The 19,069-nt window shown below is 71.9% G+C and carries 16 protein-coding genes; 10 read left to right on the forward strand and 6 right to left on the reverse strand.

All coding sequences use genetic code 11. From position 1 onward, the window contains the following. Positions 1-4 precede the first annotated feature (4 nt). Positions 5-2,344 carry a YhgE/Pip domain-containing protein gene (locus QE392_RS07325; RefSeq protein WP_307450162.1) on the reverse strand — a complete coding sequence of 780 codons (2,340 nt, stop codon included), beginning with the start codon at positions 2,342-2,344 and terminating at the stop codon, positions 5-7. Further along, entirely contained in the window at positions 2,341-5,226 is a 2,886-nt protein-coding gene (locus QE392_RS07330; protein ID WP_307450164.1) for an MMPL family transporter, read from the reverse strand. Before QE392_RS07330 ends, QE392_RS07325 begins: the two co-directional genes overlap by 4 nt. A gap of 117 nt (positions 5,227-5,343) precedes the next feature. Here QE392_RS07330 and QE392_RS07335 point away from each other — a divergent pair, with 117 nt between their 5' ends. Then, on the forward strand, positions 5,344-5,970 hold the full coding sequence (locus QE392_RS07335; RefSeq protein ID WP_307450166.1) for a TetR/AcrR family transcriptional regulator: 627 nt from the start codon (positions 5,344-5,346) through the stop codon (positions 5,968-5,970). Here QE392_RS07335 and QE392_RS07340 read toward each other — a convergent pair. Beyond that, complete coding sequence (locus tag QE392_RS07340) at positions 5,957-6,958, reverse strand: o-succinylbenzoate synthase (protein ID WP_307450169.1); 1,002 nt, start codon at positions 6,956-6,958, stop codon at positions 5,957-5,959. The two genes, QE392_RS07335 and QE392_RS07340, sit on opposite strands and share 14 nt — an antisense overlap. Positions 6,959-7,005: 47 nt before the next feature. On the opposite strand from QE392_RS07340, the gene QE392_RS07345 reads away from it, so the two are divergent. Continuing rightward, positions 7,006-7,803: an LLM class F420-dependent oxidoreductase gene (locus tag QE392_RS07345; RefSeq protein WP_307450172.1), complete on the forward strand. Its 798-nt coding sequence runs from the start codon at positions 7,006-7,008 to the stop codon at positions 7,801-7,803. Between the two features lie 79 nt (positions 7,804-7,882). Here QE392_RS07345 and QE392_RS07350 read toward each other — a convergent pair whose 3' ends face one another. Continuing rightward, positions 7,883-9,016, reverse strand: a complete 1,134-nt coding sequence (locus QE392_RS07350; protein WP_307450175.1) for a Fic family protein — start codon at positions 9,014-9,016, stop codon at positions 7,883-7,885. A 183-nt stretch (positions 9,017-9,199) separates the two neighbouring features. Here QE392_RS07350 and QE392_RS07355 point away from each other — a divergent pair, with 183 nt between their 5' ends. From QE392_RS07355 to QE392_RS07365, 3 genes are read left to right on the forward strand one after another with little or no spacing between them, the layout of a single operon-like run. Beyond that, positions 9,200-10,102: a 1,4-dihydroxy-2-naphthoyl-CoA synthase gene (locus tag QE392_RS07355; RefSeq protein ID WP_307450177.1), complete on the forward strand. Its 903-nt coding sequence runs from the start codon at positions 9,200-9,202 to the stop codon at positions 10,100-10,102. A 49-nt stretch (positions 10,103-10,151) separates the two neighbouring features. Beyond that, entirely contained in the window at positions 10,152-11,297 is a 1,146-nt protein-coding gene (locus QE392_RS07360) for an AMP-binding protein (protein WP_307450180.1), read from the forward strand. Between the two features lie 6 nt (positions 11,298-11,303). Then, the gene (locus QE392_RS07365) at positions 11,304-12,275 is read left to right on the forward strand and encodes a 1,4-dihydroxy-2-naphthoate polyprenyltransferase (RefSeq protein WP_307450182.1); all 972 of its coding nucleotides are present in this window, start codon (positions 11,304-11,306) and stop codon (positions 12,273-12,275) included. 321 nt (positions 12,276-12,596) lie between these two features. On the opposite strand, the gene QE392_RS07370 is transcribed toward QE392_RS07365, so the two are convergent. Next, positions 12,597-12,902: a DUF4229 domain-containing protein gene (locus tag QE392_RS07370; protein ID WP_307450185.1), complete on the reverse strand. Its 306-nt coding sequence runs from the start codon at positions 12,900-12,902 to the stop codon at positions 12,597-12,599. A gap of 74 nt (positions 12,903-12,976) precedes the next feature. Between QE392_RS07370 and QE392_RS07375 the strand changes: the two genes are divergently transcribed. The 3 genes from QE392_RS07375 to QE392_RS07385 all read left to right on the forward strand — a co-directional run bounded on the left by QE392_RS07375 (position 12,977) and on the right by QE392_RS07385 (position 16,167). Continuing rightward, the gene (locus tag QE392_RS07375) at positions 12,977-13,396 is read left to right on the forward strand and encodes a PLD nuclease N-terminal domain-containing protein (protein ID WP_307450188.1); all 420 of its coding nucleotides are present in this window, start codon (positions 12,977-12,979) and stop codon (positions 13,394-13,396) included. Positions 13,397-13,534: 138 nt separating this feature from the next. After that, positions 13,535-15,256 (forward strand): 2-succinyl-5-enolpyruvyl-6-hydroxy-3-cyclohexene-1-carboxylic-acid synthase, encoded by a 1,722-nt coding sequence (gene menD, locus QE392_RS07380; protein WP_373426497.1) that lies wholly within the window; start codon positions 13,535-13,537, stop codon positions 15,254-15,256. A gap of 53 nt (positions 15,257-15,309) precedes the next feature. Continuing rightward, complete coding sequence (locus tag QE392_RS07385; protein ID WP_307450191.1) at positions 15,310-16,167, forward strand: polyphosphate kinase 2 family protein; 858 nt, start codon at positions 15,310-15,312, stop codon at positions 16,165-16,167. Positions 16,168-16,191: 24 nt separating this feature from the next. Here QE392_RS07385 and QE392_RS07390 read toward each other — a convergent pair whose 3' ends face one another. Next, positions 16,192-17,406 (reverse strand): isochorismate synthase, encoded by a 1,215-nt coding sequence (locus QE392_RS07390; RefSeq protein ID WP_307454061.1) that lies wholly within the window; start codon positions 17,404-17,406, stop codon positions 16,192-16,194. Positions 17,407-17,653: 247 nt separating this feature from the next. On the opposite strand from QE392_RS07390, the gene QE392_RS07395 reads away from it, so the two are divergent. Then, the gene (locus tag QE392_RS07395) at positions 17,654-18,217 is read left to right on the forward strand and encodes a DUF402 domain-containing protein (protein WP_307450193.1); all 564 of its coding nucleotides are present in this window, start codon (positions 17,654-17,656) and stop codon (positions 18,215-18,217) included. A 60-nt stretch (positions 18,218-18,277) separates the two neighbouring features. Beyond that, a complete protein-coding gene (locus tag QE392_RS07400) occupies positions 18,278-18,997 on the forward strand; it encodes a demethylmenaquinone methyltransferase (RefSeq protein WP_307450195.1) in 720 nt (239 codons plus the stop codon). Positions 18,998-19,069: the final 72 nt, after the last annotated feature.

Raw genomic sequence — 19,069 nt, forward strand, 5'->3', positions numbered from 1 at the left:
GCGATCAGGCGGTCACGGCGGCGGCGCGGGCGGAGGTCGTGCGGCGGCGGACGACGACCAGCGTCGTGACGATCAGCGACAGCGCGGCCCAGACGACCAAGCCGGCCACACCGGCCGCGACGCCGCCGGACGACGACAGGGCGCCGAGCATCGCGTCGTAGACCGGAGCGGTGGGCAGGAGTGCCGCAGCATCAGCCAGCGCCGGCGGCACCGTCGAGACGATCGTCGCGCCCAGTGCCAGCGCTCCGATCACCGCGGCCACCCATCGCCCGGCGCCTCCGAAGAGGGCCACCAGCGCCTGGTGCACGGCGGCGAACGCGATACCCGCGGCGATGCAGATCAGCGCGAACAGCGCCCAATCGCCCCACTCGTAGCGGGATGCCACCTGCACGACCGCCGCGACGAGCAGTCCCTGCGCCGCGCCGACGGCGGCCGCGGGAGCGAAGCCGCGAAGCGCCACGAGGGCGGAGGGGCGGCGGCTGGTCAGGGCGCGCGCCGACACGGCCTGGAATGCCACGAAGGAGGCGAGGCCGCCGAACCAGAGCACCGCCATGGCGAGCAGCGGCACCGCGGCGAGGCCGAAGAGCGAGTCGCTGGCACCGGTGGCCGAGACGGGGTCGGCGACGACATCGGCGAGCGTGGTCGCTTCGGCGTCGGTGTAGGTCGGCAGCTGAGAGACGGCGGTGTCGAGGCCGTCCGCGAGCGCGGAGGTGCCGGAGGCCACCTGACCCACGCCGTCGGCGAGTCGAGCCGCGCCATCCTCGGCGTCCTCGGCGCCGGTGGCCAGCCCCGCCGCACCGGTCGCCGCCGTCTGCGCGCCGGTGGCCAGCTGGGAGGCGCCGCCCGCCGCTCCTGCGGCTCCGGCCGCGAGCTGGGACGCACCGTCGCGCGTCTGCCCGAGGCCGCCCGCCAGTTGCGAGGCGCCCGAACCGAGTGCCTGGGCGCCGCCCCCCAGCTGACGGGCGCCGTCGCGCAGGCCGGTGGCACCCGTGGCCAGACCGTCGATGCCCCCGGCGATCGTGTTGAGGCCGCTCTCGGCATCGCGGGCGCCGGTGGCGAGGCCCGCGGCGCCGTCGGCCAGCTGTGCGTTGGCGTCGGCGATGGCGCGGACACCGGCCGGCAGTTCGGCGGCTTGACCCGCGACGCGCCCGATGTCGTCCACGGTCTGCTGCGCCCTCGGCAGCTCGGCATTCGCGCGGTCGGACGCGGCCCGCAGCTGAGTGCAGAGGTCGGGCGTCGCGGTCTGGTCGCAGGAGTCCGCGAGGCGTTGCAGGTCGGCCGCGGCGGTGCCGAGCGCGGCACGGACTTGGGGAGCCGCGGCGGCCACGTCGTTCGCCGCCTGCTCGAACCCGGGGGGAATGGCATCCGCGATCTGACCGATCTGATCGGACAGCTGCCGGTTGCCGGCGGCGATCCCGTCGGCGCCGGTGGCGAGCTGCCCGACGCCCGCGGCGGCCTCCCTCGTGCCGCCGGCCAGCTGAGTGGCGCCATCCGCGAGCTGCCCGGCGCCGCCGGCCAGGCCGTCGATCCCGCCGGAGAGCTGGGTGGCGCCACCCGCGAGCTGGTCGGCTCCCGTGGCGAGCTGTCCGACACCGTTCGACAGCGCGCCCGCGCCGGCGGCGAGTTGTCCGACGCCGCCCGAGAGCTGGTCGGCCCCCGTCGCGAGCTGTCCGACACCGCCGGACAGCTCGCCTGCTCCGTCGGAGAGCTGGCCGAGGCCGTCGCTCAAGCCGGTCGCGCCGGAGGCCGCCTGCGATGCGCCGTCGGCGAGCTGACGGGCGCCGCCCGCCTCCTGACCCAGCTGATCGCTCAGCGAGGTGAACCCGAGGAAGACGTTCTTGAGGTACTGCGACGACAGTTCGCTGCCGTAGACGCTGGAGGCGGTGGATGCCAGCTGGGAGGTGATCGCGCCGTCGACGACGCGCGCGTCGGGCGCCGTCTGCACGTCGATCGTGGCCCTCTCGGGGGTCTCGCCCGGGCGGGTGGAGAGGGAGGCGGCCGTGAAGTTCTCGGGGATCGTCACCACCGCGGTGTACGTGCCATCGGCGAGGCCCGCCGCGGCGTCGTCGTTGGAGATCACCCAGTCGATGTTGCTCGGCTGGTCGGCAGCGCCCGAGACCAGGCCGCCGGTCAGCTGACGGCCGAGCGGCACCGTCTGCCCGTTGAGTTCGACGGGTTCGTCGTCGTTCACGATCGCGGCGGTGATGTTGCCGAGCCGCTCGGTGGGGTTGTACAGCGCTCCGACGAGGATGCCGCCGATCACCGCCGGCAGGAGCAGCACACCCACGAGCGTGAGCCAGGTGACGGGTCGGCGCGAGCGGGAGCGCTCGACGGGGAGAGTCATGCGAACACCTCGGAGAGATCGGCGAAGCTTTCGGGTTCGGGCTGGTGTCGGCGCGGCGTGGTCAGCGGGAGTGACTGCACGTCAGGGCGCTGCGCCTCGGAGAGAAGAGCGAGCGCGCGACGCTCGTCGCGGGCCGAGACGATGAGGGTGAACGGCGATGACGCATCGCCGGAGCGCTCGCGCGCATCGTCGGGCGCGTGGCGCAGCACCGCGGCGACCTCGTCGCGGGCGTCGTCGTCGAGGCGATCCACGTCGGTGATGACGGCGAGGCGAGCGCCACCGGTGACGGCGTCGGCCACCGCCCGCCCGGCATCGGCCGGATCGTCGAGCAATGCGACCCCGACGCGCGAGCGCACGGCGCCTGCCCGTTCGGGGACGAGCAGCCCGTCGACGCGGAGCCTTCCATCGATGCGCGACAGACGCCCCGACAGCGCGAGGAGCAGCGCGCGGGTGGTCCGGCTCTCGCCGGTGACGAGCAGTGTCCCGCCGTAGCGGAGGCGCAGCGAGACGTCGGCGAACACCGGGGCCTCGGCGTCCGAGGATCCCGGAGCGGCCAGGTCGTCGGCGGCGACGGCGATCGCGGGTTCGTCGGGCCAGCCGGCCAGGCGCACCTCGCGTTCGACGGCCTCGCCCTCGACGTCGAGCTTGGGCAGCAGGCGGTCGAGCCAGCGCGGCATCCACCACGCCGTGTCGCCCAAGAGGGCGAGGACCGCGGGCACGAGGGTCATGCGCACGAGGAACGCGTCCACGGCGACGCCCACGGCGAGACCCAACGCGATGGGCTTCAGGCTCGAATCGCCCTCGGGCACGAAGGCCACGAACACCGCGAACATGATGACGGCCGCCGCGACCACGACACGGGCGGATGCCGCGAAGCCGCTGCGCACGGCGCCGAGAGCCACCTCGCGGGGCGTGCGCCCCTCGCGGTCGGCGTGCACGTAGTCCTCGCGCATGCGCGAGACGAGGAACACCTGGTAGTCCATCGCGAGGCCGAAGAGCACGCCCATGACCACGATGGGCATGAAGCTGATGATGGGGCCGACCTTCGCCACGTGCAGGGCGTCGGCGAACCAGCCCCACTCGAACACCGCCGCCACGACGCCGAACGATGCGGCGACCGACAGCAGGTATCCGCCCGCTGCGGTGAGCGGCACCCAGATGGAGCGGAACACGATCATCAGCAGCACGAGCGACAGGCCGACCACGAAGAGGCCGAACGGCAACAGGGCTGCGCCGAGCTGATCGGAGATGTCGATCGTGACGGCGGTGTAGCCGGTCACGAGCAAGCGCACGCCGAACTCGTCGTACAGGCGGTCCTCCTGCGCGCGGAGCTCGCGGACGAGATCGGCGGTGCGCGGGTCGTCGGGGGCGGTCTCGGGAACGATCTGCACGATGCCGGTGTCGGCGGTCTGGTTGGGGGTGGCGAGAGCGACCTCGGCGACGCCGGGGATCTTCGCAATCTCGTCGCCGATGTCGGTCATGAGGGTCAGCGGGTCGTTGCTGGTCACGATGGAGCCGGTCATGATCAGCGGGCCGTTCGCGCCCGGGCCGAAGAATTCATCCGTGAGTTCGTACGCGACGCGCGCCTCATCACCCTCCGGAAGCTGCCCGGCGTTGGGGAGCGTGAGGGCGAGCGATGCGGCGGGAATGGCGGTCGTGCCCAGCACTGCGATCACGGCGACGGTGGTGACGACCGGATGCCGTGTCACCAGCCCCACCCAGCGCCTGGCGGGACCGTTGCGCTCCGCACGAGACGCCGCGGCGACGGCCTGCTGCTCGCGCTCGGCCGCCGCCTGCGCGAGCTCGGCGGGCTGTTCGGGGTCGGCGCCGCGGGCCCGCTTCTTCGCGCGTGCGAAGCCCCAGCCGACGACCCGGCCCCCGGCGAAGCCCAGCAGCGCCGGGGTCAGCGTCAGCCCGACGCACACCGCGATCGCGACGGCGACCGAAGCGGCGATGCCCATCGTGGTGAGGAACGGGATGCCGGCGAAGCCGAGACCGATGAGAGCGATGAGCACCGTGATGCCGGCGAAGACCACGGCGGACCCCGCGGTCCCGACGGCGCGGGCGGTGGACTCCTCGGGGTCCATTCCCGCCCTCGTCTGGTCTTGATGTCGCGACACGATGAAGAGCGCGTAGTCGATGCCGACCGCCAGGCCCAGCATCACCGCCAGCAGCGGCGTCGTCGCGGACACGGTGGCGAAACCGGTCGCGATGAAGATGAGCGCGATCGAGAGGGCGACGCCGAGGATCGCGGTGGCCAGCGGCATCCCGGCCACCAGGAACGACCGGAACGTCACCATGAGCACGAGCGCGGCGATCAGCACGCCGAGGGCCTCGGTGAGCGACGCCCCCGGGATCTCCGTGGCGAAGAGCTGACCACCGAGCACGGCCTGCGAGCCCGCCGGGAGCGCGGCGCCGAGCGCGGTCGCGGCCTCGCGCAGGCCGTCTTCGGTCGCCTGCGGCACGGCGGTGGCCTCGCCGGAGAATTGGATGTGGACGATGGCGGCGCGGTCGTCGTCGGCGACGCCGCCGTCGATGCGCGCATCGTACGGATCGGTGACGGCCGCGACGAAGTCGAGCTCGCCGATGTCGGCCGTCGTGGTGGCGATGGCGTCCTGGTATGCCTGGTCGCGCACGCTGGAGCCGTCGGCCGCGACGACGATGATCTCGGCGCTCGCGCCGCTCACCTGGGGGAAGGTGCGGTCCAGCATCTCGAGTCCGGCCTGCGACTCGGTGCCGGGGATCGCGAAGGTGTTGTCGGTGCCCTTCGCGAACACCGCCACGCCGCCGCCGGCGAGGAGGAGGACCAGCAGCCAGGCGGAGAGCACGCGCCAGGGGTGACGGAATGACCAGCGACCCAGGCTGTACAGGAATGTCGACACGGCGGCTCCCACGATCGGTGAACGAGTCGATACATCACCGTATCGGATACACCAATGTATCCTAGGGGGAGACGGACCGATCCGACCTGGGTCCCCGCCGAGAACTGGAGGCCGCGGATGATCGACACCGCACCCGCACCCTCGCGTCGCCGCGAGAACACGCGGACGCGACTGATGGACGCCGCCGCCGCGGTGTTCGCCGAAATGGGCATCGACGCGGCCTCCGTCGAGGCCGTCTGCGAGCGCGCCGGGTTCACCCGCGGCGCGTTCTACTCAAACTTCGCGTCGAAGGACGAACTCTTCCTCGCCCTGTGCGCCCGGTCGGCCGAGACCACCATCGCCGCGGTGCGCGATCGGGTGACCTCGATCGAGGACCGCGGTCTCGAGACCGCCGGCGACGTGATGCAGCTGGTGCAGGAGGTTCTGGAGGCGACGGGGGAGGATCGCCTCGACGTGCTGCTGGGCGCCGAGACGCGGCTGCAGGCGCTACGCAACCCCGAGTTCGCCGAGGCGTACCTGGCGCTGAACAAGGGGCTCGGCGAGAGCGTCACGCAGCTCGTGCGCGACATCGCCCAAGCGCGAGGTCTCTCGATGCGCGTGCCCGCCGACATCGCCACCGAGCTGCTGCTGTCGGTGTGGGTCTCGACGTCGGAGACGGCCCTCTTGACGCGTCAGGCGCCGGCCGAGTCCCGCTCGGGCCTGGCCGAGCGACTGTCGCAGGTGGTCGGGCTCATCCTCGAGTGAGTTCGAGCTCGGCGTAGCATCGGCGCAGGCGCTGCATCCACCAGTCGCGGCGCTCGTCGTCGGCGGCCACGCGATCGAGGTCGGCGGACGAGGGGCGGGGGCGTTCGAGCGTCACCCCGCCCGCGCGGGCGACGAGGGGGGATGCCACGACGTCCGCCGTGAACAACGAGGCGGTGCCGAGCCCGCAGTCGTATTCCAGCTCGGGGAGCGCCGCGGCCAGCGTCGCGCCCATCGCCAGTCCGATCGAGGTATCGAGCGCGCTCGACACCACCGCCGGCAGCCCCGCCTGCGCGACGAGATCGAGCGCGGCGCGCACGCCGCCGAGGGGCTGCGCCTTGATCACCAGCAGGTCCGCCGCCCCCGCGCGCGCGACCCGCAGGGGGTCGGCGGCCTTGCGCACGCTCTCATCGGCGGCGATCGGGATGTCGAGGTACGCGATCCGCTCGCGCAGCTGCGCCAGGTCGTCGATCTCGGCGCACGGCTGCTCGACGTACTCGAGATCGAACTCGGCGAGGGCGTGCACGGCCCGTTCCGCCTCGTCGAGGTTCCATGCCGCGTTCGCGTCGACGCGGACGCGACCTTCCGGACCCATCGCCTCGCGCACCGCCCGCACGCGCGCGACGTCGTCGGCGAGCGTCTGCCCCGCCTCGGCGACCTTCACCTTCACCGTGCGGCATCCGTCGTACCGTGCCAGAACACGGGGGACATCGGATGCCGCGACGGCGGGCATCGTGGCGTTGACCGGGATGACGTCGCGCAGCGCCGGCGGCGCCGCGTTCCACCCGAAATCGAGCGCGCCCGCGAGCCAGGTGGACGCCTCCGCGTCGGCGTACTCCACGAAGGGCGAGAACTCCGTCCAGCCCCGCGGTCCCTCGAAGACCACGGCCTCGCGCGTCGACACCCCGCGGAACCGGACCGCGAGGGGGAGCGCCACCACGCGCGCGGTGGCGAGGACGTCGGCGAGCGGGGGGAGGGGCGTGGTGCTCATGTCCCCATCCTGGCCCCGGTGTCGGGGGTCCGGAATAGGCTGACCGCATGCTCTTCGACACCCCGGTCCGGCTCGGCGTCCAGATCCAGCCGCAGCACGTGCAGTACTCCGACATCCGCGACGCCGTCCTCCGCCTGGAAGAGATGGGCGTCGACATCCTGTTCAACTGGGACCACTTCTTCCCGCTCTACGGCGACCCCGACGGTGAGCACTTCGAGTCGTGGACGATGCTCGCGGCGTGGGCCGAGCAGACCGAGCGCGTCGAGTTCGGTGCGCTGGTCAACTGCAACAGCTATCGGGGCGCCGACCTGCAGGCCGACATGGCCCGCACCATCGACCACATCAGCAAGAAGGGCGGCGACACCGGCCGCTTCATCTTCGGTACGGGGTCGGGGTGGTTCCAGCGCGACTACGACGAATACGGCTACGAGTTCGGCACCGCCGGTTCGCGTCTGAACGCCCTCGCGAGCGACCTCGACCGCATCGTCGACCGGTGGGGAAAGCTCAACCCCGCGCCCACCCGCAAGATCCCCGTCATGATCGGCGGCAAGGGCGAGCAGAAGACGCTCCGCATCGTCGCGCGTCACGCCGACATCTGGCACAGCTTCGTCACCCCCGACGAGTTGCCGCACAAGCTCGGTGTCATCTCGACCTGGGCCGAGACCGAGGGGCGCGACCTGTCGGGTCTGATCGTCTCGAACGAGCTCAAGGACCGCGACGAGACCGTCGCCGACGCGCTCTACGACGCCGGCACCCGGCTCTTCACGCTCGGCTTCTCGGGCCCCGAGTGGGACTACTCGATCATCGAGCGGTGGCTCGCCTGGCGCGATTCGAAGAACGCGTGACAGAGACGGCGCCTCGATCGGTTCGGGGCGCCGTCTGCGTCACGCGCGGCAGTCGTCTGCGCCCCCCTTCAGGACTTCGTCAGTCGTCCGAGAGCATGCGAGGCAAGTATCCGAGGGCGTCGAGTCGACGAATCAGACGGGGGGCGAGCGGGCCGCGTGCTAACGAAAGCCGGTAGAAGCGAGGCCCCTCCTCGGCTTGCTGCAGCAAAGACCTTTCGCGCAGATTGCGGATGAAACGCGAGCGATGGGATGCCGTCCCCGGCACGACTTCCTCCAGATCCCCCGCCTTGACTACTCCGCTTTCAAGTGCGGCGCGGAGGGTCGCATGCTCGTCTCGAGACGTGAGACCGTCCCGTCGCAATGACTCGAGTGCCGGGCCGACCAGCTCGTCTATGACGAAGGCATGCCGTTGCAGTTCGAGCAGTCGAGCGATGTCATCCCGGATGCCACGAACGAAGAACTCGGCCCAGGCAACGGTGCCAGCGTCCGAGAGATCGTCTGCTCTTTCGAGCGCCGTGATGTAGGCATCCCGATCGTTGCCGAAGACGGCGGTGGGGTTCAGGGCGCTGAAGCCTCGCCGGGCGAAGATGGTTCTCCGCATCATGGCGTAGGTGAAGAGGCGTGACACACGTCCGTTTCCGTTGCGAAACGGGTGTATCCAGACGAAACGGTGGTGGGCAACGGCGATCTGCAGCATCTGCTCGTGCAGGGGTTTCGATTCGTTCGCGAAGTCGAGGAGGGCTGACATCTCGGCATGCACCGTCACCCACGTTGGCGGAACGTGAGCTGAGTTCGTGATCGCCACTTCCTTCTGCCGGTACGCGCCCGGTGTCGGATCCCCCTCCCTGGTCAGACCGTCGACGACGCGACGGTGGATTTCGCGGATGAGGGTGTGGGTGAGAGGGGCATCGGGTGGGAGGCTGTCGATGAAGCGCGCCGTCGCGGCAATGTTCGTGATCTCTCTCAGCTGGTCGGCGCCCGATTTCGGCGAGTCATCGATCTGGTCCAGTGCGTCGTAAACGGTGGTGTGGTTCCCCTCGATACGCGCAGAGACGACGCTCATGACCAGATCGAACAGTTGATGCAGCTCTACGAAGGTGTCCCGCGGAGTGTCGCCCGTCCCGATGTCCGCGCGCAGCCGCTCGATCTCGAAGAGCGCGGCTACCAGCGGAGACTCGAAGTCAAGCCTGGGCATCGTGTACTTGTCGGCCATGGCCAGCCCTTCTTGCGGTTGAGTGTGCAGTTATTTGCAAGGTGGGACGCCGGAAACTATATCCGTAAAGGAAACTCGTCGAGCGTGGAGGCAGATTATTTGCACACGCGCGTCACGAGGTGTTGCGCCTCACGCGATCGTCTCGTGCGATCGCCGCACCACCCCCGCGCGTAGGCTGACCGGGTGAGCGTCTCAGACATCTTCGACCCCGCGGAATGGACGCTGGCGCCCGGCGCCGCGGACTACACCGATATCACCGCCCACGTCACCCATGACGGGCGAGTGGCTCGCATCGCGTTCGACCGGCCCGAGGTGCGCAACGCCTTCCGGCCGCACACGGTCGACGAGCTGTACCGCGCCCTCGACATCGCGCGTCAGGACCACCGCATCGGCGTGGTGCTGCTCACCGGCAACGGGCCCAGCCCGAAGGACGGCGGGTGGGCCTTCTGCTCCGGTGGTGATCAGCGCATCCGCGGACGCGACGGCTACAAGTACTCCCACGACGAGACGGCGGTGCACGACCCGGGCCGCGCGGGGCGCCTGCACATCCTCGAAGTGCAGCGCCTCATCCGGTTCATGCCCAAGGTCGTGATCGCCGTTGTCCCCGGGTGGGCCGCGGGTGGGGGGCACTCGCTGAACGTGGTCTGCGACCTCTCCATCGCGAGCGCCGAGCACGGCCGGTTCAAGCAGACGGATGCCGATGTGGGCTCGTTCGACGCCGGCTACGGCTCCGCGTACTTTGCCCGCCAGATCGGACAGAAGTTCGCGCGCGAGATCTTCTTCCTCGCCGAGGAGTACTCGGCCGAGCGCGCGTACGAGATGGGCGCGGTCAACCGGGTCGTTCCGCACGCCGACCTGGAGCGCGAGGCGCTGGCGATGGCGCGCACGATCCTGACGAAGTCGCCCACCGCGATCCGCATGCTCAAGTACGCGTTCAACGCCGTCGATGACGGTCTCGTGGGCCAGCAGCTCTTCGCCGGGGAGGCGACCCGGCTGGCGTACGGCACCGACGAAGCCGCCGAGGGCCGTGACTCCTTCCTCGAGAAGCGCGACCCCGACTGGTCGGGCGTGCCGTGGCACTTCTGAGCGGAAGGGCATCGCGCGTATCGAGCGTCGCGCGAGGCGGGGTTCGCGCGTGAGGCTTGCGCCCCCGGCATCCGGCGATCCGCGTGACGTGCTGCGGGCTCTGCGCGCCGCCGTGCTCGGTGCGGGACCGGCCGTCGCCCTCGGCGGTGCCGATCTGCCCGACGAGGTTCCCGCGGGTACCGCCGCCGTGGTCACGACGTCGGGGTCGACCGGTGTGCCCAAGTCGGTCGTGATCAGCCGCAACGCCCTCATCAGCAGCGCCTATGCCACGGCGGCCCGGATCGGCGAGGGCGCGTGGCTGCTCGCCGTCCCCGCCACCTACGTCGCGGGCGTGCAGGTGATGGTGCGGGCGCTCCTCGCCGACCGCGAGCCGGCGGTGGTCGCGGGTCCCTTCCGTCCCGAGCCGTTCGCCGCCGCCGCCCTCGGCATGGCGTCGCACATCGACGGTGCCCGTGTGCCCACCTACACCTCGCTCGTTCCCGCGCAGCTGCAGAGGCTCCTGGATGCCGCCGAGGGCGACGGCACCGTCGCGCAGGCTCTGCGCTCGTTCGAGGCCATCCTCATCGGCGGGCAGGCGCTGGCTCCCGCCGTCCGTGAGCGCGCCGCATCCGCGGGGGTGCGCATCGTGCGCACGTACGGGTCGAGCGAGACCAGCGGCGGATGCGTGTACGACGGCATCCCCCTCGACGGTGTCGGCGTGCGCCTCGTCGACGGTGAGGTGCAGCTGTCGGGTCCGACGCTCGCCGAGGGATACCTCGGCGAGCCCGCGCGCACGGCATCCGTCTTCTCCGTGGATGCCGACGGCACCCGCTGGTATCGCACGGGCGACGGGGGCGAGCTCACCGACGGGGTGCTGAGCGTGACCGGGCGTCTCGACAACGTCATCGTCTCCGGCGGCGTGAACGTCTCCCTCGACCGGGTCGAAGCGGCCGTGCGCGGGATCCCCGGTCTGGAGGCGGCGGTGGTGGTGCCGATTCCGGATGCCGCATGGGGACAGGGATCCGCCGTGGTGGTGCCGGGGATGGCCGCCGTCGAAGAGGCGGACGTCCTCGCGCGGGTGCGCGTCGTGGTGGCCGAAGCGGTGGGAGCACCGGCGCGGCCCGCCCGCGTCGTCGGCGTCACGGAGCTCCCGACCCTGTCATCCGGCAAGCCCGACCGCGCGGCCCTGCGCGCACGAGTCGCGCGGCTAGGATGACCCTCCGTGGCAGCACCCTCTCGTAAGCGTTCGTCCCCCGCCAAGAAGCGTCGCCCCGGCGGCAACCCGCAGAAGCCCAAGGGGGGTGCCGCCCAGGCCGTCGCCCCGGCCACGGCGCGCGACTGGATCGCCGCCGCTCGCCTGCGCACGTTGCCGCTGGCGATCACGCCGGTGCTCATCGGCACGGGGGCGGCGACCCTCGTCGACGATCAGCTCCACTGGGTGATCGCCCTGGCGTGCCTCGCGGTGGCGTTCGCGCTGCAGATCGGCGTCAACTACGCCAACGACTATTCCGACGGCATCCGCGGCACCGACGACGTGCGCGTGGGGCCGGGACGCCTGACCGGCGGCAAGAAGGCGAAGCCGCGCACGGTGCTCATCGTCGCGCTGGCGTTCTTCGCTCTGGCCGCCGTCGTCGGGCTCGCCCTCGTCATCCGCACGGGCCAGTGGTGGCTCATCCTCGTGGGCGCCGTCTGCATCGCCGCGGCCTGGTTCTACACCGGCGGCAAGCGCCCCTACGGCTACAACGCGATGGGCGAACTGTTCGTCTTCGTCTTCTTCGGCCTCGTCGCCACCCTCGGTACGACCTGGCTGCAGGTGCAGTCGCTGCCGCAGGAGGCGTGGTTCGGAGCAGTGGCCGCCGGCCTCCTCGCTGTCGCCGTGCTGCTCGCCAACAACCTGCGCGACATCGATCAGGACCGCCTCGCCGGCAAGCGCACGCTGTCGGTGCTGATCGGGCGCCGGGCGACCAAGGTGCTGTTCACGCTCTGCGTGCTCGTGCCGTTCGCGATCGCCGTCTTCCTGGCGATGGTCTACCCGATCGCCTGGCTCACCCTGCTGGCACTGCTCGGCGGTCTGGCCGCGATCCTCATCGTCTGGACCTCCCGCACCCCGCGTGAGCTGATCACGGCGCTCCAGGTGACGAGCTTCACCTCGGTCGCCTACGGTGCACTCCTCTTCTGGGCGCTCGTCGGCTGATCCCGCGCGGGGCGATCGGACCCGTCCGGCCCGCCGGATTGCGCCGAACCCGCCGCCCGGTCGCGCGCCGAAGCCCGTCCGAAGTCGTCTGACCCATCGCGGGCGGATCGAGTCGGTGGTGCGCCGAGGTTCGCGCCCGACCTGCTGTCCGCCGGGCGCGACACCGAGTCGGTGGTGTGCGCCATGATGCGCGCCCGACCTGCTGTCCGCCGGGCGCGAGGCACGCGCCGATCGATCGGCCCGCTGCGCGCGAGGCACGCGCCGACCGATCGGCCCGCTGCGCGCGAGGCACGCGCCGCCCGTCCGACCGGCCGCGCGCCGTCAGCGGCTGTCGTCGTCGCGCGGCGAAGCGTCCAGCGCGGCGTCCTCCGCGTCGGCGTCGGCTTCGGCACCCGTGCGACGGCCGGTGGCGCTGCGCTCGGCTCGACGCGCGGCGAGGCCGCCGGTGACGTTCTCGAGCGGGCGACGCAGGAACAGCAATGAGAGGCTGAAGCCGATCAGCGCGGCGAAGATCGCCGCCAGCCACGGCAGTTCCCGGAAGACGGGGAACAGCAGCAGGATGCCGAGGGGCACGAGGAACGCGAGAAGTCGCAGCACCGTGTAGACGAGGGCTGACCGAGCACGCATCCTCCTAGTCTACGGCGGTGCCCGGCCCCATCGACTCCGGGCCGTCGCCCAGCCGACGCACGTAGAATCGGTTCATGGCACGGTTGCTTCTCATCCTGGCGCTCGTGGCGACCGTCTTCTGGGTCTACACGATCGTGGACTGCGCCGTGCAGCCTCCCTCTCGGCACCGCGGCGTGAGCAAGGGCGCGTGGATGGCCATCGTCATCCTGCTGCCGGTGCTCGGCGGCATCCTGTGGTTCGTCATCGGCCGGGGCCGTGCGGCGGGCAAGACCGTCGTGCGGCGCGCACCCGACGACGACCCCGAGTTCCTCGGACGCATGACGGCATCCGCGCGCGCCGAACAGGACGAGCGCATCCGCCGGCTGGAAGAGGAGTTGGCGCAGCTCGATTCCGAGGCCGACGACCCGCACCCGCCGACGAAGTCGGCCGACCCCGACGACCCCCCGGGCAAGGGCGACGACGACACGCGCGGTCAGCGTGGCGCCGTCGGCTGAGCGGTCGTGACCTCGCCGAACGAGCGGGCCGGCGCGCCCGAACACCCGGACGCGGCCCCGGTGGGGGGCATCGCGCCCGCGCGGGATGCCGCGCCCACGACGGGTTCTGCTCCCGCCACCGATGCCGCTGCGGCGCTGATGGCCGGGCTGGTCGCCCGGGGCGTGCGTCACGTCGTCGTGAGCCCCGGTTCCCGGTCGCAGGCGTTGGCGCTCGTCGCCGCCGAGCTGGAACGCGCGGGACTCGTCCACCTGCACGTGCGCATCGACGAGCGGGTGGCGGGATTCACCGCGCTGGGGATCGCCCGTGAGACCGGCACGCCTGCGGTCGTCGTCTGCACGTCGGGCACGGCCGTGGCGAACCTGCTGCCGGCTGCTCTCGAGGCCCATCACGCGGGCGTGCCGCTGCTGCTCGTCACCGCCGACCGGCCCGCCGAGCTCCGCGGCGTCGGGGCCAATCAGACCACCCGCCAGCCGGGGCTGTTCCGCTCCGCCGTGCGGTTCGAGGCCGATCTGGCCGTGCCCGAGTCGCTCGACGCGGACGGGACCGGCGAGCAGACGGCCGCTCTCGACGCGGTCGCGGCCGAGGCGCTGGCCGCCTCGCTCGGCGCGGGGCTGCGCGCCGCCGGCCCGGTCCACGTGAACGTGCCCCTGCGCGAGCCTCTGGCCGGTGCCGTACCGGCGTGGCTCGCCGAGCGGGCGGTATCCCGGGTCGTCGAGTCGACGCCCGATGCGGCGGACGACGTCTCGGGTGCCCTCTACCAGGGCGGCGGGGGCATCGGCGTCGCCGACGTCGCCCCCGACATCGAAGCGGCGCACCGCGTCGAGACCGGCCCCCGGACCATCGTCGTGGCGGGCGCGGATGCCGGACCCGTCGCCGAGCAGTTCGCCCATGCGGGCGGCTTCCCCCTCATCGCCGAGATCGTCAGCGGCGCGCGCTTCGGTCGCCAGATCGTGCACGGTTACCGTGCGCTGCTGCGCGAGCCCGCGCTCGGCGGGCGGATCGAGCGTGTCGTGGTGTTCGGCCGGCCGACGCTCAGCCGTGAGGTCGCGCTCCTGCTCGGGCGCGACGACGTCGAGGTGATCGCCGTGCGCGGTCCCGGCGAGCCCATCAACCTCAACGCTGCGACGCTCGCCGTCGACGCGGTGCGGGTGTCCGGTGACGCGGACCGCGCGTGGCTGGGGGAGTGGATGCGCGCCTCGCGCGACGCGGCAGTCGACCTCTCGCCGCCCGCGCCCGACGCGGACGGCCTGGCATCCGCCGTGCCGCACGAGAGACTCGGCGCCATCAACGCCGAGGTCGAGGTCATGCGCGCTCCGCTCGACAGGGCCTCTCTCGTCGACGCCCTCTGGCGGGCGACCTGGCCCCACGACCGCCTCGTGTTCGGCTCGTCGCGGCTGGTCCGCGTGGCCGACGAACTCCTCGGCGGCAAGAAGATCACCGTGCATTCCAACCGCGGTCTCGCCGGCATCGACGGCACGATCGCGACGGCGACGGGCGTGGCTCTGGCGAGTCAGGCCGAGGAGCGTCCGGGTCTCACGCGGCTGCTCCTGGGTGATCTCGCGTTCCTGCACGACGTGGGTGCTCTGCTGCTCCCTCCGGGTGAGGACGAGCCCCGGCTGCAGGTCGTCGTCGGAAACGACGGCGGCGGCACGATCTTTGACGGGCTCGAGGTCGCCGGGGTCGCCGGGCGCGAAGCAATGGATCGGGTGCAGTACACGCCGCAGAGCGCGCGTCTCGAGCAGCTCGCGCTCGCCTTCGGCTGGGAGTACCACCGCTGCACCACGCGGGTCGCCCTGGATCAGGTGCTCACGGCCCCCACCGGCGGGCGCCAGCTGATCGAGGTCCCTCTCCCGCGCTGAGCCGCGACGTCAACGGGTGGTGCCGGTTCCGGATGCCGCGCCACGATGTCGGAATGAGCACGAGCAGCAGCTGGTCCACGTCCGCCGCCGACGCGCTTCGCGTCGGGCCGGGCTTCCGCCTCGCCGACATCGACCCGCGGTCGACACCCGGATACGACGGCGACAAGACGGCGGGGAGGGCTGATCTCGAGGCGGGTCGCGCCCCGCTGGAAGACCTGCAGGAACGCCTCTTCGCGCAGAGCGTCGCGGGCACGGCCACCGGATCAGTGCTGCTGGTGCTTCAGGCGATGGACACGGCGGGCAAGGGCGGTATCGTGCGGCACGTCGTGGGGGCCGTCGACCCGCAGGGCGTGGAGCTGGCCTCGTTCAAGAAGCCCACCGCCGAGGAGCTCTCCCACGACTTCCTCTGGCGCATCGAGAAGCGGCTGCCGGATGCCGGTCGCCTCGGCGTCTTCGACCGCTCGCACTACGAGGACGTGCTCATCGGACGCGTCCGCTCCCTCGCCCCCGCGCCCGAGATCGAACGGCGCTACGGCGCGATCGTCGCGTTCGAGGCCGAGGCGGCCGAGATGGGCATCCGCCTGGTCAAGGTGATGCTGCACATCTCGAAGGACGAGCAGCGCGAGCGTCTCGCCGCCCGGCTGGAGCGCCCCGAGAAGCACTGGAAGTACAACCCGGGCGACGTCGACGAGCGGCAGCGGTGGGACGACTACATGGAGGCCTACCAGATCGCCATCGAGCGCACGTCGACGCCGATTGCACCCTGGCACGTCGTGCCGGCCGACCGGAAGTGGTACGCGCGGCTCGCGGTGCAGCAGCTGCTCATCGACGCCCTCTCCGACATCGACCCGCAGTGGCCGGCGGCCGACTACGACGTCGAGGAGGAGAAGCGCCGGCTCGCGGCATCCTGAATCCTCCTCGTGATCAGGCCGTCGTCACGCGAGGGCTTCGACGATGGGCCGGAACTTCACCCGCGTCTCGAGCAGTTCCGACTCCGGGACGCTGTCGGCGACGATCCCCGCGCCGGCGTACGCGGTGATCGGCGCGGTGGGTGACGAGGGGGCTGCGCGGTCGACCTGCGCGCACCGCAGGGCGATGGCCCATTCGCCGTCGCCCGAGGCGCTCGTCCAGCCGACGGCGCCCGCGTAGCGGCCCCGGTCGAACGGTTCGAGGCGGCGGATGACCTCCATCGCCGTCGTCGTCGGCGTCCCGGCGACCGCCGCGGTGGGATGGAGCACCGAGAGCAGGTCGAGCGACGATGCGTCCTCGCTGAGCACGCCCTCGACGTCGGTGGCCAGGTGCCAGACGTTGGGGAGCTTGAGGGTGAAGGGCTGGTCTTCCGCCGCCAGCGACGACGTGTGCGGGCCGAGGGCCTTCAGCACGCTCTGCACGGCGAAGCGGTGCTCGTCCTGGTCCTTCTGGCTCCGGCTCAGAGCGATGGATGCCGCGACGTCGGCGTCGGCGTCGCCTCCGCGTGCGACCGTGCCGGCGAGCACCCGCGCGGTGACGGTCCCGCCCGACACCGTCACCAGGGTCTCGGGACTCGCGCCGATGAGCCCGTCGACGGCGAACACCCAGCAGTCGGGGTAGCCCTCGAGCAGCGACCGCACCAGCCGGCGCAGGTCCGAGCCGGCCGGAACCGTGCCGACGATGTCGCGGGCGAGCACGACCTTGGCCACCTCGCGGGCGCCGATCGCCTCGATGGCCTGGCGCACGGCATCCTGATACTTCTCCGCCGTCTGCCGTCCGGGGCCGAGCGTCGCCGACCAGTGCGGCCCGAACGGGGAGCGCGGGGGGAGCTCCGGCTCGGGTTCGTCGGGGGTGTCGTCGAACGCGAGGCGGGTGACCCACGCGCGACCCCCGTGACGGCCCACGATCATGCCGGGCACCCGCAGCACGTTCTCGCGCTCCGACCGCGGGTCGAACACGAACGACCCGAGGGCGACCAGTCCCGTCCCCGGGAGCTGCACCGGGTCGTCGACCTCGGCCGCCGCGGCGATCGCCCGCCACCGCTCGGAGATCGTGGCGTCGCCGGGCTGCGCGCCCACGTAGCGCAGGGTCAGCAGGTCGCCGAAAGCGGCGAGCGATTCGCCCCGGCGGCTCCAGAACAGGGGGTCGTACGGCGTGGTGTAGGCCAGCACGTCGTCCATGGGGGGCAGCTCGCGCGTGACCACGCGCAGGCGCGGCACGGCGTCATCCGCGGGTTCGGGCACGTGTTTCAGGGTAGTCCCGTGGTCCGGGCGGAGGTCGCGGGGGCGTGGCCCGGCGGATCCGGTGCCGGACCGTCGCCGAGGTCCCGGATCAGGCTCGATCGGGATACTCCCGCGTCGTGTCCGGTCCGGGGAGGCGGGGCGGGTCGCGGAGACCGGCCGCTGCGGGCGATTTAGACTCCGGAACATGGATCCCCGACCCGCCCCCGGCACCCGCCTGCTCTTCGAATGGCGCAAGTGGGACGGGTCGCCGCACTGGGTGCAGGACAGCGTCTACCTGGGCTCCGATGAGTGGGGCGAGTGGTTCGGTCAGCAGGTGGGGTGGCGCAGCGCCCGGCCCGGCGCCGAATTCGTGTGCCGCCAGCCGAACGTCACGCTGGTGCCGGCGAGCGGCGACTGGGCCTTCACCCACAACGCCGACCCGCACCCCGTCGCCGTCTACATCGACCTCGCCTGGGACGTGCGCTGGCACGACGACGGTGTACCCCGCGGCATCGACATGGACCTCGACGTCGTGCGCCGCACCGACGGGCGCGGCACGTGGATCGACGACCGCGACGAGTGGGACGACCACCGCGTGCGCTACGGCTACCCGCCCGACATCGTCGAGCACCTGGATGCCGCGGCCACCGACCTCGAGCGGCGGGTGCGCGCGCAGGAGGCACCGTTCTCCGCCGCGATCACCGGACCCTGGCTGGAGCGCCTCGCCGCGCTGGCGACGCCCGACGACCAGGCCCCGGCACGGGTCTGAGCCGCCCGCCGACCTGGCAACCCCGGCGACCGCCCGATCGACCGCGCCTAGACTCGACGCGTGAGCAGCGACCCCAACCGCGCCGATCTCGGCAAGGACCCGCAGCGCGTCAGCGGCATGTTCGACCAGGTGGCGGCCGCCTACGACCGCACCAACACCGTGCTGAGCCTCGGCAACGACCGTCTCTGGCGCGCCGCGACGCTACGCGCGGTGGCGCCGAAGAAGGGCGAGCGCATCCTGGACCTCGCCGCCGGTACCGGGACCTCGTCGATGGCGTTCGTCCCGAGCGGCGCGCACGTGGTGGCCGCCGACTTCTCGAAGGGCATGATCGCCGAGGGGCGCCGGCGTCACGGGAACGTGCCGAACCTCGAGTTCGTGCAGGCGGATGCCACCGACCTGCCCTTCGCCGACGGCGAGTTCGACGCGGTGACGATGTCGTTCGGGCTGCGCAACGTCAACGATCCGCGCCGGGCCCTCCGCGAGCTGCGCCGGGTGACGCGCCCCGGTGGGCGCATCGTGGTGTGCGAGTTCTCCCACCCGCCGTCCCGCGCCTTCGGCGGTCTGTACCGCTTCTACAACAACCGCGTTCTCCCGGTGGTCGCCAAGGCGGTCAGCTCCAACGCCGACGCGTACGACTACCTCAACGAGTCGATCCGCGACTGGCCCGACCAGCCGACGCTCGCTCGGTGGATGCGGGATTCCGGATGGGATGACGTCGAGTTCCGCAACCTGTCGTTCGGCATCGTGGCGCTGCATCGCGGCATCCGTCCCGCGGAGTGATCGCGGCTTCTCCCCGCGCATGCGGCGCTGTCAACCGTCGAGATACCCGCGGCTGCCCTTCAGCGCGCCAGG

The sequence above is a fragment of the Microbacterium proteolyticum genome, assembly GCF_030818075.1.
In the GTDB taxonomy this organism is placed as follows: Bacteria; Actinomycetota; Actinomycetes; order Actinomycetales; family Microbacteriaceae; genus Microbacterium; species Microbacterium proteolyticum_A.